The 25,011-nt window shown below is 56.6% G+C and carries 23 protein-coding genes; 12 read left to right on the top strand and 11 right to left on the bottom strand.

Annotated elements, in window-relative coordinates; all coding sequences use genetic code 11:
• Positions 1-566 precede the first annotated feature (566 nt).
• The 3 genes from arfB to PQR63_RS21720 all read left to right on the top strand — a co-directional run bounded on the left by arfB (position 567) and on the right by PQR63_RS21720 (position 2,795).
• Entirely contained in the window at positions 567-923 is a 357-nt protein-coding gene (arfB, locus tag PQR63_RS21730; protein ID WP_408170075.1) for an alternative ribosome rescue aminoacyl-tRNA hydrolase ArfB, read from the top strand.
• A 140-nt stretch (positions 924-1,063) separates the two neighbouring features.
• Positions 1,064-2,296 (top strand): GGDEF domain-containing protein, encoded by a 1,233-nt coding sequence (locus tag PQR63_RS21725; RefSeq protein WP_408170070.1) that lies wholly within the window; start codon positions 1,064-1,066, stop codon positions 2,294-2,296.
• Positions 2,297-2,378: 82 nt separating this feature from the next.
• Positions 2,379-2,795, top strand: coding sequence for a hypothetical protein (locus PQR63_RS21720; RefSeq protein WP_408170068.1), 417 nt, complete (start codon positions 2,379-2,381; stop codon positions 2,793-2,795).
• Positions 2,796-2,803: 8 nt separating this feature from the next.
• Here the strand turns inward: PQR63_RS21720 and PQR63_RS21715 are convergent, their stop codons facing one another.
• The gene (locus PQR63_RS21715; protein ID WP_408170067.1) at positions 2,804-3,625 is read right to left on the bottom strand and encodes a 2-keto-4-pentenoate hydratase; all 822 of its coding nucleotides are present in this window, start codon (positions 3,623-3,625) and stop codon (positions 2,804-2,806) included.
• Positions 3,626-3,928: 303 nt separating this feature from the next.
• On the opposite strand from PQR63_RS21715, the gene PQR63_RS21710 reads away from it, so the two are divergent.
• Entirely contained in the window at positions 3,929-4,678 is a 750-nt protein-coding gene (locus PQR63_RS21710; RefSeq protein WP_408170065.1) for a hypothetical protein, read from the top strand.
• Between the two features lie 17 nt (positions 4,679-4,695).
• On the opposite strand, the gene PQR63_RS21705 is transcribed toward PQR63_RS21710, so the two are convergent.
• Entirely contained in the window at positions 4,696-5,856 is a 1,161-nt protein-coding gene (locus tag PQR63_RS21705; protein ID WP_408170063.1) for a S1 family peptidase, read from the bottom strand.
• Between the two features lie 220 nt (positions 5,857-6,076).
• Here PQR63_RS21705 and PQR63_RS21700 point away from each other — a divergent pair, with 220 nt between their 5' ends.
• Positions 6,077-7,033, top strand: a complete 957-nt coding sequence (locus PQR63_RS21700; protein WP_408170061.1) for a hypothetical protein — start codon at positions 6,077-6,079, stop codon at positions 7,031-7,033.
• 83 nt (positions 7,034-7,116) lie between these two features.
• On the opposite strand, the gene PQR63_RS21695 is transcribed toward PQR63_RS21700, so the two are convergent.
• From PQR63_RS21695 to PQR63_RS21680, 4 genes are all read right to left on the bottom strand, one after another.
• Positions 7,117-7,743 carry a trimeric intracellular cation channel family protein gene (locus PQR63_RS21695; protein ID WP_408170059.1) on the bottom strand — a complete coding sequence of 209 codons (627 nt, stop codon included), beginning with the start codon at positions 7,741-7,743 and terminating at the stop codon, positions 7,117-7,119.
• Between the two features lie 36 nt (positions 7,744-7,779).
• Positions 7,780-8,196, bottom strand: a complete 417-nt coding sequence (locus PQR63_RS21690) for a hypothetical protein (protein WP_408170057.1) — start codon at positions 8,194-8,196, stop codon at positions 7,780-7,782.
• 35 nt (positions 8,197-8,231) lie between these two features.
• On the bottom strand, positions 8,232-8,855 hold the full coding sequence (locus PQR63_RS21685; protein WP_408170055.1) for a glutathione S-transferase family protein: 624 nt from the start codon (positions 8,853-8,855) through the stop codon (positions 8,232-8,234).
• A gap of 108 nt (positions 8,856-8,963) precedes the next feature.
• The gene (locus tag PQR63_RS21680; protein WP_408170054.1) at positions 8,964-9,806 is read right to left on the bottom strand and encodes a LysR family transcriptional regulator; all 843 of its coding nucleotides are present in this window, start codon (positions 9,804-9,806) and stop codon (positions 8,964-8,966) included.
• A gap of 164 nt (positions 9,807-9,970) precedes the next feature.
• On the opposite strand from PQR63_RS21680, the gene PQR63_RS21675 reads away from it, so the two are divergent.
• Together PQR63_RS21675 and PQR63_RS21670 are read left to right on the top strand one after the other, a co-directional pair.
• Complete coding sequence (locus tag PQR63_RS21675; RefSeq protein ID WP_408170052.1) at positions 9,971-10,948, top strand: quinone oxidoreductase family protein; 978 nt, start codon at positions 9,971-9,973, stop codon at positions 10,946-10,948.
• Positions 10,949-11,167: 219 nt separating this feature from the next.
• Positions 11,168-13,279, top strand: a complete 2,112-nt coding sequence (locus PQR63_RS21670) for a S9 family peptidase (RefSeq protein WP_408170050.1) — start codon at positions 11,168-11,170, stop codon at positions 13,277-13,279.
• 150 nt (positions 13,280-13,429) lie between these two features.
• Here the strand turns inward: PQR63_RS21670 and PQR63_RS21665 are convergent, their stop codons facing one another.
• Positions 13,430-14,287, bottom strand: coding sequence for a D-hexose-6-phosphate mutarotase (locus tag PQR63_RS21665; RefSeq protein ID WP_408170048.1), 858 nt, complete (start codon positions 14,285-14,287; stop codon positions 13,430-13,432).
• Positions 14,288-14,430: 143 nt separating this feature from the next.
• On the opposite strand from PQR63_RS21665, the gene PQR63_RS21660 reads away from it, so the two are divergent.
• From PQR63_RS21660 to PQR63_RS21645, 4 genes are all read left to right on the top strand, one after another.
• A complete protein-coding gene (locus tag PQR63_RS21660; RefSeq protein WP_408170047.1) occupies positions 14,431-15,723 on the top strand; it encodes an E22 family MetX-like putative esterase in 1,293 nt (430 codons plus the stop codon).
• 138 nt (positions 15,724-15,861) lie between these two features.
• A complete protein-coding gene (locus PQR63_RS21655) occupies positions 15,862-16,074 on the top strand; it encodes a protamine P1 domain containing protein (protein WP_408170045.1) in 213 nt (70 codons plus the stop codon).
• 142 nt (positions 16,075-16,216) lie between these two features.
• Entirely contained in the window at positions 16,217-17,791 is a 1,575-nt protein-coding gene (locus PQR63_RS21650; RefSeq protein WP_408170043.1) for a M20/M25/M40 family metallo-hydrolase, read from the top strand.
• A gap of 110 nt (positions 17,792-17,901) precedes the next feature.
• Positions 17,902-18,780: a PhzF family phenazine biosynthesis protein gene (locus tag PQR63_RS21645; RefSeq protein ID WP_408170041.1), complete on the top strand. Its 879-nt coding sequence runs from the start codon at positions 17,902-17,904 to the stop codon at positions 18,778-18,780.
• A 106-nt stretch (positions 18,781-18,886) separates the two neighbouring features.
• On the opposite strand, the gene PQR63_RS21640 is transcribed toward PQR63_RS21645, so the two are convergent.
• Positions 18,887-19,465 carry an aldehyde dehydrogenase gene (locus PQR63_RS21640; protein WP_408170039.1) on the bottom strand — a complete coding sequence of 193 codons (579 nt, stop codon included), beginning with the start codon at positions 19,463-19,465 and terminating at the stop codon, positions 18,887-18,889.
• A 334-nt stretch (positions 19,466-19,799) separates the two neighbouring features.
• Here PQR63_RS21640 and PQR63_RS21635 point away from each other — a divergent pair, with 334 nt between their 5' ends.
• Positions 19,800-21,500, top strand: a complete 1,701-nt coding sequence (locus PQR63_RS21635) for a methyl-accepting chemotaxis protein (protein ID WP_408170038.1) — start codon at positions 19,800-19,802, stop codon at positions 21,498-21,500.
• A gap of 81 nt (positions 21,501-21,581) precedes the next feature.
• Here the strand turns inward: PQR63_RS21635 and PQR63_RS21630 are convergent, their stop codons facing one another.
• The 3 genes from PQR63_RS21630 to PQR63_RS21620 all read right to left on the bottom strand — a co-directional run bounded on the left by PQR63_RS21630 (position 21,582) and on the right by PQR63_RS21620 (position 24,841).
• Positions 21,582-23,177 (bottom strand): sensor domain-containing diguanylate cyclase, encoded by a 1,596-nt coding sequence (locus PQR63_RS21630; RefSeq protein ID WP_408170036.1) that lies wholly within the window; start codon positions 23,175-23,177, stop codon positions 21,582-21,584.
• A 73-nt stretch (positions 23,178-23,250) separates the two neighbouring features.
• Positions 23,251-23,715, bottom strand: coding sequence for an AraC family transcriptional regulator (locus PQR63_RS21625; RefSeq protein WP_408170034.1), 465 nt, complete (start codon positions 23,713-23,715; stop codon positions 23,251-23,253).
• Positions 23,716-23,824: 109 nt separating this feature from the next.
• Positions 23,825-24,841 (bottom strand): sensor domain-containing diguanylate cyclase, encoded by a 1,017-nt coding sequence (locus PQR63_RS21620; RefSeq protein WP_408170032.1) that lies wholly within the window; start codon positions 24,839-24,841, stop codon positions 23,825-23,827.
• Positions 24,842-25,011 lie beyond the last annotated feature (170 nt).

Raw genomic sequence — 25,011 nt, 5'->3', positions numbered from 1 at the left:
ATGACTTCAGCTTTGTTTATAGAAGTAATTTTTTAGATCAGACAAAAAAAATGAAATGCATTTGTTGTATTTTTTTATCGCAACAACACACCGTGTGCGTCAATGCGCCTTGTACTGATGACCGTCTCTTGCTGTCACGCACATCGATTTCCTTACAAAAAATAACGTTCTGCGGAAAAATAAAATCTCTAGCTAGCTCATGCGCAGGAAATCGATAGTGCACTCAATGACTCTCGGATAAACGCATCAGTTCTGAAACAAACTACCCTCCCAAATTGATTTCTTTCCATATACGGTCTATGGAGAACCAGATTTTCCATCGGTATAATCATTACTCAACCTGGGTGTAGCTCAATGGTAGAGCAGAAGTTTCACAGGCTTACGACGAGCAGTTGAATTACTTATTCCGCATAGGGAAGTGCCGGGCAGTTTCTGGTTTGTTACTAGCCGCCGTCAAATTCCTCTTTAGTGTCCACTTAAAGCATTTTTAGCATAGCGCTTTACTAACGCGAGCCACCGCCATCCTGACCCTCTTCATCACCGACGACGAAGTCGAACTCACCGCTATCCGCGCACAAGGTGCGGGCGGACAGAACGTCAACAAGGTATCGAGCGCCATTCACCTGCGGTTCGATATCCGCGCGTCGTCCTTGCCGGATGATGTGAAGCAGCGCCTGCTGGCATTGCGGGATCATCGCATCAGCAAGGAGGGCGTGGTGATTATCAAAGCCCAGGCGCATCGCAGCCAGGAAAAGAACAAGGCGGATGCCTTGTTACGCTTGCAGGAAATGTTGGCGATCGTCGCCCACGTGCCGGTGTTGCGCAGGCCGACTCGTCCCACACGCAGTTCGCAACGCAAACGCTTGCAGACCAAGACTCAACGCGGTGAGATCAAATCGATGCGGGGGAAAGTGCGTGATTGATGCAAACGGTCGCCGTCGGCAAAGCCCGGATATCTGATTGAGCACCTCTGCTGCCGTGTTCCTGCGCGGCACTGATGTCATAATATCGACCCTCAGGACTGCATTGTGCACTCCACGCTCCAATCACAGAAAGCACTACGATGACACGTGCGGCCAAAGAAACCAAAACAACGGCGACCAGCTTGCCCGACAGAAAGATCAGCGCGACCCGGATGAGCATTGCCTATGCGGGCGGCGTGGCAGTGTTGGCGCTGTTATTTCTGGCAGCGTATTTTCTATTTGGCAACATCGTCATTGAACAACGCAATGCTGCGCAGCGCATTCATCTCGTTGAACAGCAACGCATGCTGTCGCAACGCATTGCGCTGCTCAGCACCGATCTGTATGTCGGCGACACATCCACCAACGATGCCTTGCAGGATGCCGTCACGCAGATGGAGCGGGCGCAGGATATCGTCACCGGTAAAGGCGACCCCGCCGGCAGCCAACTCAATGCGGCCGAACATGAGCTGTATTTTGTCGGCAGCAACGCGCTCGATACGGAAGTGCGCAGTTTCCTGGATGACTCACGCCGTTTCATTGGTGCAACCACTATGAACGCCGGCAACGAGGCTTATCGGGCGTTGCAACACCATTCTCGCGATCTGCTGCTGCCTGCGCTCGATCGTGCGGCGGCTCTGTTCGCCGAGCAAGCGAACGCTCGCATTGAACAGGCTCGCACGGCGCAACTGCTTGTGCTGATCGCGTTTTTCATCGTACTGGCGCTGGAAGCGGTACTGATTTTCCGCCCCATGATCAAGAAAATCGCGCGCTACAATGCGCATCTCTATGAGATGGCGACGCGTGACCCGCTCACCGGGCTCGCCAATCGGCGCCAATTCGACGAATATGCCAACCGCGAATTCCGGCTGGCGCGGCGCACTGCGAAACCCTTGTCGATGGCGGTCTGCGATATCGATGGCTTTGAAAAAATCAATAAAACCCATGGACGCGCCGTCGGCGATGCCGTGCTAAATCGTTTCGGCGTATTGGCGGCGCGCATTCTGCGTGACACCGACATCATCAGCCGTGTCGGCCGCGAAGAATTTGCATTGGCACTGCCTGTCATGAATCTGCACGGAGCGATGATCATCGCTGAAAAACTGCGTCGCGGCATGGCGGATAATCAAAGCGATAACCTGCCACCCTTTACCATCAGCGTTGGCGTCGCCGTCAGCGAGCACGGCGACAAGACGATGGACGACCTCTTGCAGCGTGCCGACAGCGCGTTGCAGATGGCCAAGTCAGAGGGACAAAATCGTATTTCTTGTCTAAACAGACCGCTGAGAGAACAACAACAGGACAACGGCGCTGTTTCTCCAGCTGTTAGTTAAATACTGCTGTCACTTTCTGAGTCCCAACACAGTGTCGGGAAAGTGCGGGCTTGGTGTCGCCAGTGTGGCGTTAGGTCACTCCATGACAATAAAAAAAGAAACCCTGGGACTGATTCTTGCCGCATGCCTGTGGGCCGTGTATCTTCTTGCGGACGCAAAAAGGAACGCGGATGCGCAGCAATGTACGGAAGCAAATCTTCCCGGATATGTCAGGGATCTATGGCCGTCGGAAATGTCTGTCACAGGTGTCGCAGCGTGGAGACGAAAAGGTGGAAAAACCAGTTTCGATGGCCATGCCTGGTCTCCATCCGGAGGTGAGGATGCCATGCGCTTGCTGACGCAACGGTTGACACAGCGTCATTGGACTTACACACAATCTTCCACCCAGATCGTCTTCAACAACGAAACAACTTCTCTTGCGGTTGATTCGCCGTGCCCGTCATGCGGCAACATTCACTTCAGATTAAGCCGCCCGTCGTTGCTGCCTGTGTGTCAGTAATCTTGTTTTCATGCGGAAAATTTCAAGCGTATTCCGCGCAAGGCAATCCCCCCCAGCTCCATATCCCAAGCTTCTCCCGCGCTCACCGGAAATGCCGCCGTGAGCGTACCCGTCGTTACGATCTCATTGGCCTGAATCGGGCGTTGAATCACCTGCTTTGCAATCACAGCGATCAGGTGCGCCATCGCGGAGAGTGGGTTGCCGAGTGCATTTGATCCCTTGCCGGTTTCGCGTACCGCACCGTCGCAACGCAGTGTGACGTTGCACGTTGCCAGTTGTTCCAGGGCTGCGCTGCCGAGTGCGGCAAGCGAGGCGGGTTCTCCGACAAACAGCATGCCGTGCAGACCACCATCGGCTACAGCGTCGGCAGCTTTGAACTGCCAGCCAGGGTAATGGGACTGGACGATTTCGAAGGCGGGAGCGATCCAGTCAATGCAATCGACCAGTGCCGCGATGTCGGCATCTTCCGGTGGCGCCTTGTGGAAATGCAGGGCGATTTCCGGTTCGATCTTCGGTTCGGTGAAGCGGGCCAGGCTGCATTCGCCTTGTGAGTCCGACAGATAGACGATGCTGCTGTCGTACATGTGACCCCAGACCGGTTCTTCCACACCATATCGCGCCCACATCGCGGCGTTGGTAAAGCCGATCTTGCGGCCTGCTGCTGCAGCGCCTTGTGTCAGTCTTGTCTGATGCACAATATCCGCCACTTCGTATGCCGTAGCGACGTCGAATGCCGGCTCTTGCGATGTAATGGTGGCAACCTGATGTACCTTGTCTTGGGCATCTTTCAGATGCGCAGCAATGCGTTGAATATCGATGTAGCGTGTCATCTGTCGGCTCCACGGGTACGGGAAAAGAGAAGAAAAACGAGCATCCATTTTGCTGGTGCCGATGGCATGGCAACAAGAGACAAAATTTCAATGCACGGAGGTGAGAGCGGCAATTTATTTCATCAGTAGTACCGAGTCTGGTCAGTCGGAGCAACGTGGTTGCGCACGCATTTTGCGTTGGTTCCTTACCGTCTTCAGTCCTTTATGTAGAATCACGGCAGGGAATCCGGATCGACCGGTTCCAGATCAACTGGTCTATACCGGTGGTCACAAATAAGCGTCAAAAAAGACGAACACAACAATATGAAGCACTCTTTTCAAAAAATCGTCGTCCTGTCGGCTCTTGTCTCTCTGGCATGTGGTGCCACGGGACAGGGCCTTGATCTCAAAGAAACATCAAAAGACGCCCGCGAGGTAAAGGTCGCACCGGCGACTGTCATGACCGAAATGCACTCGCCGGAAGAAGCCGTCAATGGCGCATCGCAGGAGGCCGTCGTCAAATCAGTGACGCCGATCTACAGCCAGCTTCTCTACATGGGGTATCCAAGAGGATTCAAAGTGGCTTCCGAAAACACCAGCTCGCAGCGCTATATTCGGGAGGCGGTTCCGGAAGGTGAAGATCTTGGCGCCTGGACGCAAATGGTGACGATAAGCGGCGTGAGAGAGACCGCATCGGAGGCGACGATTTCACCCGCAAACTATGCCGAACATATTGCCGCCGGCTTTCGGCGTGCCTGCTCGGATTCCTTCAGTCAGAGAAAGATGTCTGAGGGTATCGTCAACGGCTACGAGCAGTACATCATGATCGTCAGTTGCGGCCAGTCGCCCGCTACGGCAGGACGCACCAGCGAAGCTGCATTGGTCATCGTGATCAAGGGCGAGCGCGATTACTACACCGTACAGTGGGCCGAAAGAGGCATGCCGTCAGCGCTGCCGATGCGCATCGATATGGCGAAATGGATAAGCCGATACCAGCAGCTCGCACCTGTGCGCTTGTGCGCGCGAGTTGCGGGAGAAAAAGAACCGTATCCGAGTTGCCTTAACCCGGGGTGAGTGCGTCACCCCATCATTCAATTACATAAAATCTGCACCGTGAATTGCAGGCCATTCTCGGCGATTTCATCCGTTTGCAGTCTCTTGCCCGGCTCTGCAATGATGAAGCTGATGTGATGTGCAGTCAGGAAACTTTGCGCTACTTCCCCGCGAATGGCGAAGTTCACGTTTTGCGGCACGGAGCCTATTGCCTGCGACATCGCCATCGCTACCGAAGAGACCACCACGCCGACGACGGCACCGCTGGCGTCGAGTACCGGGCCACCGCTGTTACCGGGTTGAATAGGGGCGGAAATTTGCAGATGGGCGCGATTGTTGTTGACGCCGGCGAGTGAATTGATTTGGCCGAATGTGGCTTTTGGTTCGCTCGACAAAATGCCCGGCAGCGGGTAGCCGATGACACCGATTTCTTCTCCCAGCCTGGCCGGTTTGGCCGGCATGCGGAAACTGGCGGCCTGGTTGAATGGCTGCAGGGATTTGATCAGCGCGAGATCGTTGGTTCGGTCAACGGCTTCCAGCTCTGCCAGTATTCTTATCGTGTCGCCACTGCTTCCTTTTACCGTCAGTGATTTGCAGCCATCAACGACATGGTTGTTGGTCAGAATATAGCCGTCACGGTTGACGATGATGCCGGTGCCGCTACTTGATTTCTGTCTTGGTGGTGGCGTGCTTGGGGCCTGAGGCTGCGATGGTTTGGGCGCCTGAGCTTGTACTGGGACGGTGCAAGCGAGCGCGAAAGACCGTTGCACGAACGGCGTCTCCGTCAGCGGTCTGAAGTTTTGCATCCAGTCGGTACGCACCGGGCTGAAGCCGACGCGCTGGCCATCGAGGTAGCCGACCGTGGAAATCAGGGAGATGGTTTTGTTGACGCAATCAAACGCCGTCCTCTGAATGTAGCGGTCCATCTTGATGTCGTGCGAATTGACGCGGGCCTTTTCGTAGACGGTCATGAACTGCGCCACGCGAATGTTTCCGTCTTGTCTGACGGAATCGATATCGATATAACTCTTGTCCAGCGAGGTTTCGTTTTCGCCGACTTCCTGCCAGCGGGCTGCATACACCGTCTGAGGCAAGCTGCTCAGACCGATTACGGCAGCTGTTGCTGCAATCAGGAGCGGCGAAGAACGGAAATCGAGAGGCGAAAGAGTGGGCATGTTCTTGGTTTTCTTATCTGGCATGGCGCTGCTTTCTTCTGTTTTTTATCAGCAATCATCATAACGAATGTAGCACCAGATGCTGTCAAAGTGCTGACGAAATATGCGCGCAAAGGCGCATGGATACACGCTGCGGGTACATTTTTTACATACGCAGAAGAATGCGCCATTCCAGCTTGACCTGTAAATTGACATCGGTGAGAATCGCCGCGGGATCCCTATCAACAGATAAGAAAAACACCAGATGTCACATCAGACAAAAATGGCCGGTTCACGACTGGCTCGTGTCTCTGCTCTTCTCTTTATTTCTGCCGTCGTATTGCTTTCAGGTTGTGCCCGTGCGCCACGCGCTGGTACGCCGCTGAAGCCGGTAGATGAGAGCAAGGGCGATGTTTATATCTATCGCAACAAATCGGAAATCGCCAGAGCGCAGCCTTTTTATACCTCGGCGGATGGCCACATCGGCCCAATGCTGGAAAACGGTACTTACGTTGTCTTGCACCTGGATCCTGGCAAGCACAACATTGTCGTGAGTCCTGGGCCATGGGGTTTCAATCGCGGCCTCACCATTCAGGTGAAGGCCGGCGAGCGCAGTTACTATCAGTTCGATTTCACGCCGGATCCGGAAGACAAGCTGCACTTTGAACAAACGATATTGCGCCCTCATTCGGTGGAAACTGGACGGGCAGATGTCGCTTTGCTGCCGGGAGTGGCGCAGCGCCTGAATGACCGCCGTAGCAGCTTCCGCCGCACTAGCTATGCACGATTGAACGATGAAATGTCATTGCCGGCGGTGAGTGAGAAGGGACGCGAGACCTACAGAAAATGGCTGGATCAAAAACTGCCTCGGGCCTTTGCCATCTCCAGCAATGGTGGGTGGACATCTACATGGGGATTGAGCGCAACCGATGCGCCGGGGATTTCTGATCCCGCTACACGGGTGATGCAACGTTGTGCAAAATGGCGTAATGTCGTATGCCAGATGTACGCCGTCAATACCAGCGTCGTCTGGACACCGCTACCGGCGAAGATGATTGCAGCGGAACGCAAACGACGTCTGGATGCTCGCCAAAACACCGGCGGGGAAGATGGCATGAGAGAGGGCACAGGACCCGCAGCAACCGGTGAAGACGAAAGCCAGGTCCAGTCCACGACGCAGCCGGTGTCATTGCCATCGGTCGAACCGATCATCATCGAGTAATTTTTTGCACCCGGGGTTTTGAGCGGTTCGCTGAGATTGATTTGCAGATTGAAAAATTGCAGAAATTTCAGAATGATCAGTGATCACTCAAAACCCTGCACGTCCTTCTCATTAAAGCGCGGCAGCATCCAGTGATAGCGGATCGCCAGCAGACGGAACACAAATCCCACACCCAGCGCACTGAGCGACGCCACATTGGCGTTGACGTCCAGCCATTGCAGTCCCACATACAGACCGCCCGTCACCAGCGACACGCTGGCATAGACTTCGCGTTGCAGCACCAGTGGAATCTGGTTGCACAGTACGTCGCGCAACAGGCCGCCGAACACGCCGGTGATCATGCCGAAGATGACGACAACGAAGGGATTGAATTCGGAAAACGCTCTCGCAATATCGCAGCCGATGATTGTGAAGGCCACCAGCCCCAGCGCATCGACAATCAAAAATGCCGATTTGAAATGATGCATTTTGCGTGCGGCAATCGCGGTGACGACAGCGGCGCAGATGGTGAAGGCGAGGTACTCCGGATGCGCGACCCAGCTCAGCGGATAGTGGCCGATCAGGATGTCGCGCACGGTACCGCCGCCGAGCGCCGTGACCGTGCCAATCAGACAGATGCCGAACAGATCCATCTCGCGGCGGATTCCCATGATGGCGCCGGACATGGCCTCAGCCGTGATGGCGATCAGATAGATGGTGTGCAGCAGCATGGTCTTGTCTCTTCCTGTAATCGACTGAATGGCCGGTCAGGCCAGTTGCGCTGGCAGATGATCAACTGGGAAACCTAACCGTTCCAGTACTGCGCGCAGTCGTGAGACGTAGTCGTAATCGATGGGGGAGTCGAGCGGCGGCTCGATGTGCACCATGCTGATGGCGCAAATTTCATGCTCGCCGTCATTGACCGGGAAAGCTTCGGCACGATAGCCGGTCTGGTGTTGGTAGAGGATATCGATCTCTGCGTGCGTCAGGTGATACAGCATGCCGTAGGCAAGTGCATCCTTCTCGCGCAGCAGCATCGCCTTTTCTCGCACGACCACACTATGGTGCAAGATCGTCGCCAGGCGCGGCTGACGGATAGCGATGCCTTTCTGTTGCAGCGATTCTGCATCCATGTGCAGGCCATAGAAAAAAATGGGTACGAGGCGATTGCTTGAGTTGTCCATGGTCGTCGGTCTGTGATGTCAATGCAAGAGAAGAATCAGGGCGTGCCGTTGTTGCCGTGCCGGATAAAGCCGGGATGGTCGTTGAGCCGTTGAAAATACGCTGCCACGGCCGGATAGTCTGGATGTTCCAGCGGTGTCGCGATCCAGCGATTGACCGACAAGCCAATGGGAATATCGGCCAGCGTGAAACGGTCGCCGGCAACATAGGCGCCGGTCGATTGCAGGCGCTGCTCAAGAATGCCGATGTGTTTGTTCCAGCCGGTGATAGACGCGGCCAGTTGCTGCGGATCCTGATGCGCCGGCGAGTTACGCACCAGCGACAGGAAGGCATAGCTCCAGGCATTGTTCAGATTGGTTGCCTGCCAGTCCATCCATTGATCGACGCAGGCGCGTGCCTGTGGATGGCGTGGATAGAAGTTGTCGTTGCCGTAGCGATTGGCGAGATAGCGGATGATGCTGTTCGACTCCCACAGGACGAAGCCGTCATCGTCGATCACCGGTACCAGTGCATTCGGATTGAGCGTGAGAAATTCCGGCACCTGGGTGGATTGAAATCCGCTGCCCCAGTCTTCACGCTGAAAAGGCAGGTTTAGTTCGTCGCAGCACCAGAGGACTTTGCGGACGTTGATGGAGGTGGCTTTTCCAAGGATCTTGATCATGGCAAAGAGGATGAGGATGGTCAGGAAGGTTCTGCGATCTCCAAAGCATAGCCTGAACCGTGATTTTTGGCAGAGACCGCCTGGTCAGGCGCAGTCCGGTACGCCACGTCAGTCCAACAATGCCGCTTGCTCCTGAATGATCTGCGCCAGCAACTCGGCAATACGCTGTACCCGCGGCGAGCGGCGTAGATCGGGATGGACGGTGAGCCAGATGTCGCGCTGCATGGGATCCAGTCCGCTGTCGAACTCGATCAGCGCTTCATCGTTGCGCGCAATGAAGTGCGGCAGGATGGTCAGTCCCAATCCCGAGCGGCAGGCCTGATGCAGGATAGCGAAGTCGCTGGCGGCCAGGACATACGGGGCGTCATCCGCGCACTGTGCCAGCCAGGCGCGATGCGGGCCGCCTTGCAGTGCCTCGCCATAGCCGATGTATTGCCGTTTTGCACGCGCCACGCGTTTCCAGCGGCTGCTGCCGTAGAGGCCGTACCCTGCGCTTCCCAGCCGACGTGCCATCAGGCCGGGTTCTTCCGGACGCGACAGGCGCAGCGCCAGGTCGGCATCGCGCCGGTGCAGATTGGCGGCGCGGATTTCGCCGACCAGATCGAGCTGTATGCCTTCCCACTCCTTGTGTTTTTGCGCCATCAGCGGCATCAGAAAATGACTGGTCAAAGCCGGCGGCGCCGATAGCCGTACGGTACCTTGCATCGCCGTCATGCCCTGTATGGCGCGGCCAAAAGCGTGCGCTTCCAGTTCGATGCGCTCGGCGGCTTCGAGCAGGGTCTTGCCTTCGTCTGTCAGCTGCCAGCCGCGTGGCAGACGATCGAACAAGCGCAACTGGATAGCGGCTTCCAGCGCGCCGATGCGCCTCGCCACGGTCGAGTGCTCCACCGCCAGCAAACGTGCCGCCGCCGACAGACTGCCGCTGCGTGCCAGGCACAGAAAGTACCGCACGTCATCCCAGGAGAGTTGATCGAGAGCGAGGGCAGTGACGGGATGTGTTGTCGATTTTTGCACAGCGGATGGGCATGAATGGGGAATTCCGTTTTATTTTGCACGAAGTTATTCTGGGCGTCCACTTCCTCCTCATCATCTTCACCATCTATCGGAGCACACTCATGAACGCAAGCACTCAGGCCATCAAGTTGTCCGCCTACGGCGACGCCGGCAATCTCGAACTCGTTACACACAGTCTGCCGCCTCTGGCAGCGGATGCCGTGCGTGTGCGCCAGCATGCTGCCGGTGTCAATTACGTCGACGTGTATCAACGTCTGGGCCGTTATCCATTGCCGTTGCCTGCGGTGCTCGGCGTTGAAGGCAGTGGGGTGATTGACGCCATCGGCGCTGCGGTATCCTCGTTGAAGGTGGGGCAGCGTGTGGCATGGTCGGCTATTTGCGGCGGGTATGCCGGGGTGGTCGATCTGCCGGCGGCACGTGTCATCGCTTTGCCGGACAGCGTGTCATTCGAGCAGGCGGGTACCGGTACCTTGCGCGGCATGACGGTTTATCTGTTGCTGAATCACTATGCGCGCTTGCAGCGCGGCCAGACGGTGCTGGTGCATGCTGCTGCAGGAGGATTGGGGCTGATGCTGACGCAATGGGCGAAGACTCTCGGTGCGATCGTCATCGGTACCGTCAGCAGCGACGAAAAGGCGGCATTGGCACAATCGCGAGGATTGGATCACGTCATCAACTATCGCCGCCAGGATTTTGTGAAAGAGGCAATGGACATCACCGGTGGCAAAGGTGTTGATCTGGTGGTGGACGGTATCGGCGGCGACAATCTGTTGCGCAGCATCCAGGCAACGCGCAGCGGCGGCATGGCGATCACGATCGGTTCCGTGTCGGGCGATGGAGCGACACCGGAATCGCTGAGCGCAGCGCAGGCGCGTGGTGTGTTGCTGGAGCGGCCAAGTATCCTTACCTTCATGAAAGAGCTGTCGCAATACCGGCTTGCCGCCGATGCGGCGGTGGCGCAATGGCAGGCTGGTCTGATGGTGGATATCGGCGGTCGCCTGCCACTCAGTCAAGCCGCTGAAGCGCATCGCCTGCTGGAATCCGGTGCGGTGCAAGGTTCCCTGGTGTTGACGTTTTAAGTGCCGGCTGAGAGGCTGCAGCGGTTGTCGATGCACGTTGGTCTTTTCAGGGTTTACACCTGATTTTTGCCTGATGGTGGCTTGTGGCCTATCATGCAAAAATGGTCGCGACAGGTTTGATCGCTGCGGAGAGTGTGCCGCACGATTTCTTTGTGTGAGGCCTGTGTGCGACGTATTTTTCGACAACCAGCCCTCTTTCGGGCGTTTATTCTGGCTCTGATGACCATCAAATCGACTCTCGCTGCAGTTCCTCCAACCCCACCGGTCGCAGCCAAACATCCCAGAGAGGAAACCCGTCACGGCGAGGTCGTCGTCGATGACTACTATTGGTTACGTGAAAAATCCAATCCGGAAGTCATCGCTTATCTGAAGGCGGAAAACGCGTATACCGAGGCAATGACCAAGTCGCTCGCGCCGTTGACGAAGATACTCTACGGCGAAATCAAAAGCCGCATGAAGGAAACCGATCTGTCGGTGCCGAAGCGGCGTGGGAAATACTACTATTACAGTCGTACCGAAGCCGGCGAGCAATACCCGATCATGTGTCGCCGTCCGGCTGGGACGGATGCGGATTTTTCCTATGACGCCGATGCTCCTGAAGAAGTTTTGCTCGACGAAAACCAACTGGCCGAAGGGATGGAGTTCTTTGAAATTGGCAGCTTCGCTGTCAGTCCGGACGACAACCATCTGGCCTATTCGACGGATACCACCGGCTATCGGCAATACACCTTGCACATCAAGGATCTGCGGACTGGAAAGTTGCTGGAAAATCAGATTGAACGGGTGACCAGTGTGGCGTGGGCGGCCGACAGCAAGACCGTGTTTCTGGTGCAGGAAGACGCCACCACCAAGCGTTCTGATCTGTTGCTGCGATGGACGCCGGGCAGCAAGCCGGTGGAGCTGTATCGCGAAGCCAGCGAGCAATTCAATATCTATGTCGGTAATAGCAGCGACCGAAAATTCATTGAACTGCAGGCGGAAAGCACCGATACCTCAGAGGTGAGTCTGTTGGAAGCGGATCAACCGGCGGGAAGTTTTCGTTCCATCCTGGGGCGTGAAACCGGTCATCGCTACTACGTCGATCATCGCGATGGCGAGTTGTTCATCAAGACGAACAAGGATGCCAAGAATTTTCGTTTGGTCGTCGCGCCGCTGGCCACACCTGCTGAGGCTCACTGGAAAGAACTGATTGCGCACGACCCACAGGTCTTGCTGGAGTCGATGGAGGTTTTTCGCGACTTTCTGGTCGTGGGAGAAAAGTCCGATGCGCAAGAGCGTTCGCGCATTTACGACTTCGCCAGCGGCAACTGGAAGACCTTGGAGTTCGATGAGCCTGTGTATCTGTCGTATGCGGGAGGCACGCCGGAATTCACTTCGCGCCAGTATCGACTGGTCTATACCTCGCCGGTTACGCCGTCGACGGTCTATGACGTCGACATGGCGAGCGGCACGCGCCGCCTGCTAAAGCAACAGGAGGTGCCTGGCTATGATCCCGCGCTATACGAGACCCGGCGCCTTTGGGCGACGGCACGTGACGGTGTCAAGGTGCCACTGTGGGCCGTCGCCAAGAAAAGCGTCAAACAAGATGGCAGTGCGCCGTTGCTGCTCACCGCTTATGGCGCTTACGGTATTCCGGCCGAGGCGACGTTTTCGAACAGCCGCGTCAGCTTGCTTGATCGTGGCGTGATCTTCGTCGAAGCCCATATCCGTGGTGGTAACGATATGGGCGAACATTGGCATGATGACGGCATGCTGATGAACAAGAAAAACACCTTCAACGATTTCATTGACAGTGCCGAATATCTGATCAAAGAAGGCTGGACCAGCCGGCAGCGCCTGATCATCGAAGGTGGCAGCGCCGGTGGGTTATTGATGGGCGCCGTGGTGAACATGCGTCCCGATCTGTTCCATGCCGTGCATGCCGCCGTACCCTTTGTCGATGTGATGAATACGATGCTGGATGCCAGTCTGCCGCTGACTACCGGCGAATATCTGGAATGGGGCGATCCGAACCAACGCGCCGCGTATGACTACATGCGCAGCTATTCACCCTATGACAATATCGCGGCAACAGCGTATCCATCGATGCTGGTGACGACCGGTCTGAATGACAGCCAGGTCATGTATTGGGAATCGGCGAAGTACACGGCGAAGTTACGTGCGCTTAAAACTGATCAGAATACGCTGCTGTTGAAGGTGAATATGGGGGCGGGTCACGGTGGCGCCTCAGGACGCTATGACGCCATCAAGGAGCGCGCTTTTGAAATGGCATGGATGTTGTCGCAATACGGGATCGACACCGTAGCGAAAAAGACAGCCAAGAAGAAGTAGCTGTCGGCCAGCCGCAGTGAGAAAGAAGAGCTTGTGCTTGTTTCAGGCAAGCTCCTCTTTAAGCTTCTCTTTCGCGGGACTGAAATGTCGCCCTTAAACGTAGCGCCTGCGTCGTTCTATTGTTGCAGCGCTGAACATGGTTGAAATATTTTAAGCTGCTCGCGTCAGCCGCTGCACCCCGCGCCATGTCGCTTGCGGCGACAGGCGAACCGGATGCTCGATCTGGGCAGCTTCAATGCACAGCATGCGCGTCCAGTCTTCTGCCGGCATATCGCCCAGTTGCGCCGCTTTGGCCGGACCGGGATTCCAGATCACGCTATCGGTAAAGCCTTGCTGCTCAAGTTGCAAGAAGGGCCGTGCATCTTGCTGCAAAGCCAGTGCCGCCGGGGCCGCAAAGTAAATATTGTCCGTTTCATCGCTGATGTGCAGCGGCGCTTTGCCATGCACCGCTTCGCTGCCATTGGCGATGGTGGTATCGAGTACGCGTGTGCCTTCGAGATGCTCGATGCTTGCCTGCCGTACGTCGGGTGTGGCCAGATAGGTATGCAGCGCAGCGGTGAAGTCGAAGGCGGCGTCACCGGTGTTGGTGGCGTTGAGTGCGACACTGACCCAGCCGGCGCCGAGTTCTACCTGCAATTGCAGCAAGAAGCTGTGTGGCCACAAGGCGCGCGTGCCGTCGGTATCGGTGGCGACGAGACGCACACAGGCGACGTCCTGATCGTCACCGCTCACGATGTCGCCGTCGACATGCCAGACCAGATTGCGTACCAGACCGTGCTTGGGCAGCGTGCCACGCCCTGAAAATTGCGGGAAGCAGACCGGCACGCCGCCGCGGATCGATGCTCCTGGTTTGACCGACGGCATGGGTGTGCAATACAGATGCTCGCATTCGTCGGCGGTTTTCCAGGAAAGCAGTTGCGCGCCGTACAAACTGATGGCGGCGTTGTCGCCATGGGTATTACGTAAATGCAGCAAGCCGGCGACATCGGGCAGGTGAGTAGTGGGCACTGGAAATCTCCGTTGTATTGAAACGATATTGCGACTGTAAAGAGGCGTATTTTTACACATGCCCGGTTGTGATGCGGCGGTGCTTGTCGTAGAGTGGCCGGGTTGTCACATTCATACCAAGTCATACCAAGGAGATTCGTTTCATGATGAAGTTGCGCCATCTGTCTTTCATCCTCTCTTTCTCCCTGCCGCTTGCTTTGTCGCTCCCGGCTGCCTTCGCGTCGTCGCTGCCGACTCCCACACGTCCTCAGCCGCTGCAGCAGATGCCGCAAGGGCCATCCCAGCAGACGCAATCGGCTTCGGCAACGGCATCGGCATCGGCATCGGCACCGTTGCCACTGGTCAACAAACAAATATTCACGCTGCCGTCCTACAAGACCGTCGCCGGCCAGGAAATCCGCGATGTACGCATCGGTTATGAAACCTACGGCAAGCTCAACGACACCGGCGACAACGCCATCTTTGTCGCGCATTTTTATTCCGGGACGTCGCACGCCGCAGGCAAGTATAAAGAGAGCGACGCCGCTCCCGGCTATTGGGACAGCATCATCGGCCCCGGCAAGGCAATCGATACCGACAAATTTTTTGTGATCAGCGCGGATACGCTGGTCAACATCAACGTCAAGGATCCCATGGTGACAACCACCGGGCCGGCGTCCATTGATCCCGCCACCGGCAAGCCGTACGGCATGCGTTTTCCGGTGGTGTCGATGCGCGACTCGGTGCGGGTGCATAAACAATTGCTCGACAAGCTCGGTGTGCATCAACTGGCTGCGGCCGTTGGCGCCTCGGGTGGATCGATCCAGGCGATGGAGTGGGCGGCGCTGTATCCTGATTTCGTCAAGCGGGTGGTGCATGTCATCGGGCCGGGTTTTGAAATCAGTCCTTACGTGATCGCTTTGCTGGATGTCTGGTCCCTGCCGGTGCGGCTCGATCCGAAATGGAAGCAGGGTGACTACTACGGCAGCGGCGATCCCGATGATGGCGTGGCCGAAGCGCTCAAGATCGTGACCGTACAAACGCGCCATTGGGACTGGGCACAGGCCACCTTCGGCTATGCGCCCGCTGATCCCGATAAACTGCCCGGCGCAGCCATGGGTAATCGTTTCAAGATCGAATCCGCGTTGGAAGCCGGTGCCCGAGCACGCGCCAAAGTTGCTGATGGCAACAGCATCATTTACATGTCCAAGGCGAACCAGTTGTATCGCCTCAGCGATGAAGAAGTGAAAGGCATCAAGGCCAAGATCCTGTTCATCCCGAGTTACAGCGATCTGGTATTTCCGCCCAAGCTGTCGATGGAAGCGCTGCAGCGTTTCAAGAAGCAGGGCGGACAGGGCATGCTCTATCTGCTGCAGGGGCCGGGCGGGCATTTGGAAGGCGTGCTTAACCTCGACAAGGCGGCTGGCGTGATTTCGCGGTTTTTGGCGACGCCATAGGGATCATGCGCAATCACCAGATCCTTACAAATCTTTAATTTGATTTACCCGAAATCGCGCTCTGGCCTGTTCTTGTTGTGGGGCGGAATGGCTATGATGAAGTCAGAACAATTCATCGACTTTTTCAAGGAGAATGCCATGAGCGTTTCATCCGTTTCCTCGTCTTATACCAATGCGCTGTACGACAACGTCTACGTCCCCGTGAAGAATGCCGTCGCCAAAGTCGGCGATGAAATCGGTGATGTCGTCGACGCTACTGTTGATACCGTGAAGTCGGCAGCACACACGGTGGCTGACGATGTCTCCGCCGGTTGGAAATCCATCGGCAACATCATCGATACATCGGCCTGATGCCGTTATCCCGGATGGCTCTCGTTACTCTTGACTGCCATCCGGGGCAGTTCGTAAGTCACAAATAATTTTCATCATTCGCACTGAGTGCGGGGGAGATGATTTCTGTATCATGGCCGTTCCATTGCCATGAGGAAATCGCATGAATATCATCTCCCGCCGCTCGCTTCGCGCCACCTGTATCGCTTCCAGCGTTGCCGTCGCAATGCTGGCGTCGTCATCTCTTTTTGCCGCCGACGCGCCGACCACTGCGCAAGCTGCCACCGCAGCCAAAGCCACTTTCAAAGAGTGGACGGAAGTGCTGGCAATCCCGAACGACTCTGTCGTGGCCGCCGATATCCAACGCAACACGGCGTGGTTTGAACAAGCGTTCCAGCGTCGCGGTTTCCGTACGCAGCAACTGGCCAATGATGGCCGTCCTATGCTGTTCGCCGAATTGCCGGGCAATAAGGCAGGCAGGCCGACCGTCCTGTTTTACGCGCATCTCGACGGCCAGGCAGTGACGCCGTCCGAATGGCAGCAGGAAAGCCCATGGAAGCCGACGCTCAAGCAACGCAACGCCGCCGGTCAGTGGGAGACGCTGCCGATTGATCAGCTTTACACCGCCAATCCAAATCCGGAATGGCGTCTGTTCGGCCGTGCGTCCGCAGACGACAAAGCGCCGATCATGATGATGCTGGCTGCCTTTGATGCGCTCAAGACCAATGGCGCTGCGCCGGCAGTGAACGTCAAGATCATCCTCGATTCGGAAGAAGAAAAAGGTTCTCCATCGCTGGGCAAGGTCATCAGCGAGCATCAGGCGCTGCTGAAGTCCGACCTGCTGGTTGTGCTTGACGGCCCGATGCATGCCAGCAATCTCCCCACGCTGGTGTTCGGTAACCGTGGCGTTGCGCAGGCGACATTGAAGGTCTTTGGCCCGCGTCAGGATAGCCACAGCGGACACTATGGTAACTACGCCGCCAACCCTGCGCAGACCATGGCGCGCCTGCTGGCCTCGATGAAGGACGACGACGGCCGCGTAACGGTCGCCGGCTACTATGATGCCGTTAAGCTGGATGACGAATCGCGCCGCATCATGCGCGCTGTACCGGACGACGAAGTTGCGCTGCGCAAGCGTCTCGGTATCGCCCAGGCGGAGAAGGTCGGACAGAACTATCAGGAAGCCATGCAGTATCCGACGCTGAACGTGCGCGGCATGCAGTCTGCCGATGTCGGCGCCAAAGCACGCACCATCGTGCCGGGTGTGGCGATTGCCGAACTCGATTTGCGCACCGTACCCGAGACCGATCCACAAGTCTTGCTGGGTTTGCTCAAGTCGCATATCGAAAAGCAGGGCTTTCATCTGGTCAAGGGCGAGCCGACCGATGACGATCGCGCGCGTTATGCCAAGCTCGCTTCGCTGGACTACGCTCAGGTGTCTGCTTCCAGCATGGCGGTGCGTACTGATCTGACTTCGCCGATCGGCAAATGGCTGCGCAGCTCCTTCAACAAGACCTACGGCAAGGATCCAGTGCAAATCCGCATGATGGGCGGCACCGTACCGACCGGCGCCATGGTCGGGGCATTGAAGATTCCTTTCGTGATCGTGCCGCTGGTGAACGCCGACAACAATCAGCACAGCGCCAACGAGAATATGCGTCTCGGAAATTACATCGACGGCGTACGTACTCTGACCGGTATTCTGACTGAGCCGTTTGAGCCGTTCCAAAGCAAGTAATTGATGTAGGTTTTAGTAAAGTTGCAACACGCCAGCGAAGATATGGCGTGTTGCGCTAGAATCCCCCTGAAGAACAAATAGTCGGATACACACTTCGGGGGGATTTAATTTTGCAGGTCGAAGCTCATATCGTTAATGCTTTCATTGATGGTGCCCTTGGCGGCAATCCCGCTGGCGTAGTGCTCGACGCGAATAATCTGACTGCCGACCAGAAGCTTTATATCGCCCGCAAACTGGGCCTTTCCGAGACGGCGTTTGTGTCGGCTTCGCAAAGCGCCACCATCAAACTCGAATTTTTCACCCCGACACGCCAGATCGCACATTGCGGCCATGCCACTATTGCCACGTTTTCCCTGCTGCGCAAGCTGGGCCTGGTTGGCGAAGGTATGCTGTCGAAAGAAACCATCGACGGCAACCGCAACATCCTGATCGACGGCGACATGGTCTACATGGAGCAACGCGCGCCGGAATATCGGGATATCCCTGCAGACTCACCTTTCTCTGAGCGTATCGCGGCGTCGCTGGGTGTGACGCCGGCACAGTTTCACAGCACGCTCGTACCGGCGCTGGTCAATACCAGCAACACCTTTCTGGTGTTGCCGTTCCCGGACGAACAGGCGGTATCCACACTGCGCCCTGACTTTAAACTCATCGAAGCCATCAGCAATGAGCTGGATGTGATTGGCTACTACGTCTTTTCCAACATGACGACGATCAGCGGACGGCATGCCGGCGTGCGCATGTTTGCACCGCGTTTCGGTATTCCGGAGGAATCGGCTACCGGCACCGCAGCCGGGCCGCTTGCGTGCTATCTGCGCGACTACGCAGGCGTCAGGGACGCTGAAATCATCATCGAGCAAGGCTATCTGATGCAGCCGCCATCGCCGAGTGTGATCAAGGTCAAGCTGTCCATTGCTGACGGCAGGATTCGCGATTTGATGGCAGGCGGCACCGCCAAGGCGACGCGTCTGATCAAACTGGACGTTTGATACCGGCGCTGATTCTGCGTGTGTTACGACGGCAATAAAAAAACGGGGCGACATGGTCGCCCCGTTTTTTTATTGCGGCAGTGCTTGATCTGCCTACGCGTTATTTTTACGTGTGTTCGACCTGAAACATCAATCCCTGCTGGATGATCTCCGCTGACATCAGCTTGTCGCCGATCACTTCGGTCATGCGCTGTCCGGGGTTGTTCAGGGCGTTGTTGACCAGGCGCTTGATCAGATCCGGCAGTTTTTGCTTGTCGCCATCCGTGACCAGCCGGCTGGTGGCTTCCGCGCAGAGGAAGAATTCCATACGCGCACCTTCACTGCGATTGCTGAGCAGGACGCCGATCGTTTTCAGATCGCCGTCCTTGGCAAGGCTACCCATCATGGAGGTCTGAGCCGGACCGACCTGGGTCTGGAAGGTGTGCTTTTCACCGCCGCTGTGCAACTGCGTGACGTCGATGGTGTAGAGCGGCGCCATGTGACCGGCGCCTTCATCCTTGCGGTCTTCCAGGACATCGGCAATAGCGCGGTTGAATTTGGTGGCGAACAGGCTCGGCGAAATACCCAGAGAGTGTTCGGCAGCCGCTTGCGCGGCCAGTTTGTCATCGACGGAACGGTCACAGGCCGTCAGGAGAAAAAAAGGAAACAGCAGCGACAGGGCTACGCGGATGACGTGTTTACTCATGATTTTCCCCTCATTTGTATGTATTTTTAACATGAAGTTATTTCTGATTTATGTCAATTATGTTGTAAAGATGCTGCGAAAAAGTTGTGAAAAAAAATAAGCGTACGCACCTGTATGTGATATCTTCGCACGGTCGTAAGCCAAGCTGGCAAAGACTTTCCGCCCAGCAAGCCAATACATAACGTCTGGCATCACCTGACGAGACCTCCAGCATACTCAAAAATACAGGACATTGTTTCCTGTAGTAAATATATTTGTCCCGATGGCATGGTAAGTGCTCATCCGTCGGGATAGCTTTTACATAAAGAATCTTCGGATATCCGGATAGGGAAACATGCGCGCGCTACATAAATTGAAAATCGGGGTACGCCTCGGCCTGGGTTTCGGGCTGCTGGTGTTGATGCTGTCGGCCATGGCAGCGTTTTCGCTGCTGCGTCTGGAAGGTATTCTGAGTACCGTTAAATATGGCGACAAGATACAGGCGGAGAAACTGCAACCTTTGTATGTCGCACGCGAAGCGCTCGATCAGACCGGCCTTGCGGCACGCAACGCCTTCATCTTTACCGACAATGCCGAGGCGATGAAGGAACTGGCGATTGTCGACGAGCAAAAGGACGCTTACCTCGCCACGCTTAAAGCCATGGCGCCGGCATTCAAGGGCGATGCAGACTTCGACAAGGTCAGCGCCGGCCTGCTGGCCATGGCAGAAGAACTGAAACGCCCGCGCAAATATCGCGAAGCGGGACAAATGCAGGAATACGGCGACTTCCTCGTCAAGGAATGCAGCCCCTTGCGCCGCCAGATCGTGCGCGACATCAACGTCGTCATCAAGCAGACCGAACAGCGCGTGGCCGAAGCGGGCGATGCCTCCAACAGCCTGTTTGACCGTTCGATCGCGTGGATCATCGGCATGACTATCGTCACCGTGCTGATCGGCATCGCTGTGGCTGTGGTGATCACGCGCGGCTTGCTCAAACAGCTTGGCGGTGAGCCGGACTACGCGGCGGAAATTGCCGACCACATCGCTAAGGGTGATCTCGCCATTGAGATCAGCATCAAGGATGGCGACAAAGGCAGTCTGCTGATGTCGATGAAGGAAATGCGCGACAATCTGGCACACATCGTCGGCCAGATCCGCGAAGGGGCACATACGATTGCTTCGGCATCGACCCAGATCGCGTCCGGCAACGCCGATCTGTCGGCACGCACCGAAGAACAAGCCGGTTCGCTGGAAGAAACCGCATCGGCCATGGAAGAGCTGACCGCGACGGTTCAGCGCAATGCCGACAACGCGCAGCAGGCCAATACGCTCGGTGCAACGGCATCGACAGTAGCGGTGAAGGGCGGCAGCGTGGTTGGTCAGGTGGTGGAAACCATGAGTTCCATCAACGAGTCCTCGCGCAAGATCGTCGACATTATCGCGGTGATTGACGGCATCGCTTTCCAGACCAACATCCTCGCGCTGAACGCAGCAGTCGAAGCAGCTCGCGCCGGTGAGCAGGGCCGCGGTTTTGCCGTGGTGGCGTCGGAAGTGCGCAGCCTCGCGCAGCGTTCGGCAACCGCCGCTAAAGAGATCAAAGAGCTCATCGCCGATTCCGTCAACAAGGTGGCAAGCGGCACCGAGCTGGTCGAGCTGGCCGGCAGCACCATGGATGAAGTGGTCTCCAGCGTCCAGCGCGTGACCGGCATTGTTGAAGAAATCAGCATCGCCAGTCAGGAGCAACGTCATGGCATCGTCCAGGTCAGCGGTGCGATCAGCCAGATGGACGAAGTCACCCAGCACAATGCCGCACTGGTCGAACAAGCGGCCGCCGCCGCGCGTTCCCTGCAGGAACAGGCGGAAAGCCTGACCCGTGCAGTCAGCCTGTTCAAGCTTTCGCATGGTCACGGCACGTCGATGGTGGTCAAAAGTGTTGACGGCACGGTACTCAATGCCGTTGAGCTGCCAATGATTCCGGGTCGTTCGCGTTTGGCCATTACGCATAATGAGGGAAAACGCAACGTCAAACGCAACGTCAAACTGCTGCCGCGCTGAAGCGTGTTGTGATGACGTAAAAAAGGAAAGCCGCCTTGCAGAGAACGAGGCGGCTTTTTTTGTTGCGTGTTGCGAGCCGATTCAGAGCACGTCGGTGGCAGCACAAACCTGATTGCGGCCCTGTCTTTTGGCCTGATAGAGCGCCTGATCCGCCTGGCGGATCAGGGTTTCAGGAAGGTCGTCCGCCCGTGCCGGCATGAGTGCATCGATGCCGGCGCTGACCGTGACATTGCCGACCGGATTGCCCGCATGGGCGATCTTGAGTGCGTCGATGGTGTGGCGCAGGCTTTCGGCAATTTCCAGTGCTGCGGCGAGATCGGTATTCGGTAATAAAACGGCCAGTTCTTCACCGCCGTAACGTGCCGCCAGATCGCCGCTGCGACGCGATACATTTTTCACGGCGCGCCCGATCTGACGCAGGCATTCGTCGCCGGCGGCGTGGCCGTAGATATCGTTGTATTGTTTGAAGCGGTCGACATCGATCATGATCAGCGCCAGCGAACTGGCGTTGCGGGTTGCGCGACTGAGCTCTTCCTGCAGCGCGAGATCGAAATGCCGGCGGTTGGCCAGCCCGGTCAGTCCGTCTTCCAACGCCAGCCGTTGCAAGGTGGCGTTGAGTTCATTGAGCGAATCGCGCGCCTCGCGCAATGACACTTCCGTGCGCGCACGCAATCGGATTTGCCGCACCAGACGCCATCCCAGCAAGGCCAGCGTCAGCACCAGTACGCCGATGCCGCAGGCGTGCATGATGGTGTCTTCCACCCATCCCGATAAGGCTTCCTGTTTTGACAGCGCCACGAAGACATACAAAGGATAGTGCTGCAGATGATCGTAGGCAGTGAGGCGGATTTTATTGTCCACCGTCGATCTGAACGTGACCAGCCCGGAGGCATTTTTGGCGATGTGATCGCGAAAGATCTGCGTATCGATCATGGTCTTGCCGACGTATTGTTCATAGAGTGGGCGCCGTACCAGCACCGTGCCTTTGTTCGTGCCGAGGAAGATCAGCCCCTCCTTGCCGATATCGAAGCTATCGTAGAAGGTCTTGAAGTATTCGAGGTCGAGCGCCGCCACGATGACGCCTGCAAAGCTGCCATCCGGATGATTGACGCGGCGCGACACGGTAATGATCCAGGAGCCGGTGGTGCGACTCTTGATCAGCGGTCCAACGTGTGCGTCGCGGCCGGGATTGTCGCGATGGAAGAGGAAGTAGTCGCGGTCGGAGACATCTTGTTGAACATAGAAAGGTGTTGAATCGACAAGCGAGCGGCCGCGTTCGTCGTAGGCGAAGTAGGCGTTGATCTGCGGCAGGGCATTGGCATTCTGCCCCATCAGCGCTGCCAGATGTCCTTGACCGCGCGGCCCCGTTCCTTCGGTTTCGACAAGTTTGATCATACCGATCAGCGACACATCGGCGGATTTGAGCGCATCGTCTGCGTGGCGTTGCAAGGCGTGTGCGATGTTGGTGACGGCGACGTTGGTGTCGTCGATCTGTTGCTTGCGCGCCAGGCCAAGTTGAATCAGGTCAACGACGATGAACAGTCCGCAGACCAGAAGAATGAAGCCAATCGCCAGGTTGGCGACCGACGCCGGCTTTCTTGCCACCTCTTCACGTGAAGAGACCACCGGAGTAGCAGTAACAGTACCAGGCCCGGTGCCGGTATCTGCCGTACTCATTGTCGCTGGCCGATCATTGTGCCCTCCGATTGCAACCGCAGGAATGGAATAGCTCTGAGAACTCGAAGTGAGTTTAGCGCACGGCGACGCAGAGTTCGCAGGAAAATAAACCGGTCTCAGGATCAGTGCGGGATCCCGGGACATAACGTTCAAAGCTGGGGCGTGCATCGAACTGCAATTGTTGAGCGGGAATCCACTTTCCGCACATGTTCATCCATGCCTCGCCAATATCGCGCGCATGGCCGCGAAAATCTGCGACGGCGTAGCGGCCGCCCGGCAGCGTGGTCAATTGCGCCGGGCCGTTGACGACAAAACTTTCCGGTACCTCCACGCAGGCGTCATAGCGGCATTGTTCCGGCGGCGTGGTGGCGGGATCGTCCAGTCCGACGCCATAGCAGGTCGGGCCATCGAGGTGATTGGCTTGCAGCCAGGGAATGAAGGTATCGCGCCAGAAGTCGCCCAGCGCGGGGCCGTAAGGGCCGGTGTAACGAAGAAAGGCAACTTTGGCCGGTGGCAAATCAATGATGCGCAAATTCATGTTTGACTCCCCAGACGAGATGGAGCGCACATCATACTAGAACTCGATGACGCGTTTGAAGATCAAATCCGGTGTATCCGTTGCAGGCATTGCAACTGCAACGACAACCTCAATGCCGGTATTTTCGCTGCGTCGGCAGCAGCAGATTGAGCAGCATCGTCAACGCGCCGGCGCTTTGCTGCGCATGGGCTTTTTTATTTTCGAACATGCGCGCATCCGCACGCTGCATCAGGTCGCCGATGGTGGGTGTTGCTTCTGTATGGCTGTCGGAAAAACCGACGCTGTAGTGCAATTTGTAGTCACGCTTGCTGGCGCGATTGTGCTGTCTGATCGCTTTGTCCAGGCAGCGCAGGGCGACTTCGGCTTGCTGTTGATTGGTATTGGGCAGCAACACGGCAAACTCGTCGCCGCCAAGGCGGCCGATGATGTCGGATTGACGGAAGCTGCGGGTGAGGATGGTGCTGAAATCCTGCAGGGCGCGATCGCCTTCGGCATGGCCGAAGCGGTCATTGATTTGCTTGAACAGGTCGAGATCGAAGTAGAACAGTGACACCGGTTTGTCGAGTCGCTTGCACAGGCTCAGCGCCTGTTCGGCCATCGCTTCGAAACCGCGGCGATTCGGCACGCGGGTCAGTTCATCGATGGTCGCCAGTTCCATGGCGAACAATTCCTGCTCGGCCATTTTTGCCAGATCGCGCAGCAGCGCCTGGTCATCGTCATTGAAGGCGCGCGGTTGATTGTCGAGCAGACATAGCGTGCCCAATTGATCGCCGTTACCGACGCGAATCGGACAACCGGCGTAGAAGCGCACGCTGGCGTCGCCAATCAGCGGATGATCCTGAAAACGTTCATCGAGCACGGTGTCCGGCACCACGAGCAGCTTGTCCGCTGCCGCTGCTTCGCTGAAAAAAGCGTGGCGTCCGTCGGCGGCATTGTCGTGTTTCGACGACAGCCATGGGCGATGGGCGTCCGCCAGACTGACGAAGGCAACAGGGACATTAAACAAGCGCTTGGCCAGACGTGTCAGACGCTCAAAACGCATTTCCGCGGACGATGCAAACAAGCTGAATGCATGCAATGCGTTCACTTGATAAAAATCACGCGGCGACATTTCAGGCATCTTCATGGCTTGGACTCGATTCATGGCAACAGGCTAATAAAACTTCTTCTCGGCAAGAATTTAGACAACATTCTGCGTCGGAGGTAATCCCGGTAACGACAGCTGCGCCGTTTTCTGAAGCGAGGCACGCCAAATTTACACTTGTGGTCCTGGTATGTCTTGAGGGAAATATTGGC

The organism is Herbaspirillum rhizosphaerae, assembly GCF_046025915.1.
GTDB classification, from domain to species: Bacteria; Pseudomonadota; Gammaproteobacteria; order Burkholderiales; family Burkholderiaceae_D; genus Herbaspirillum; species Herbaspirillum rhizosphaerae_A.
Note: the sequence above shows the minus strand (reverse complement) of the source record. Positions and strands in the feature narration are given on the sequence as shown.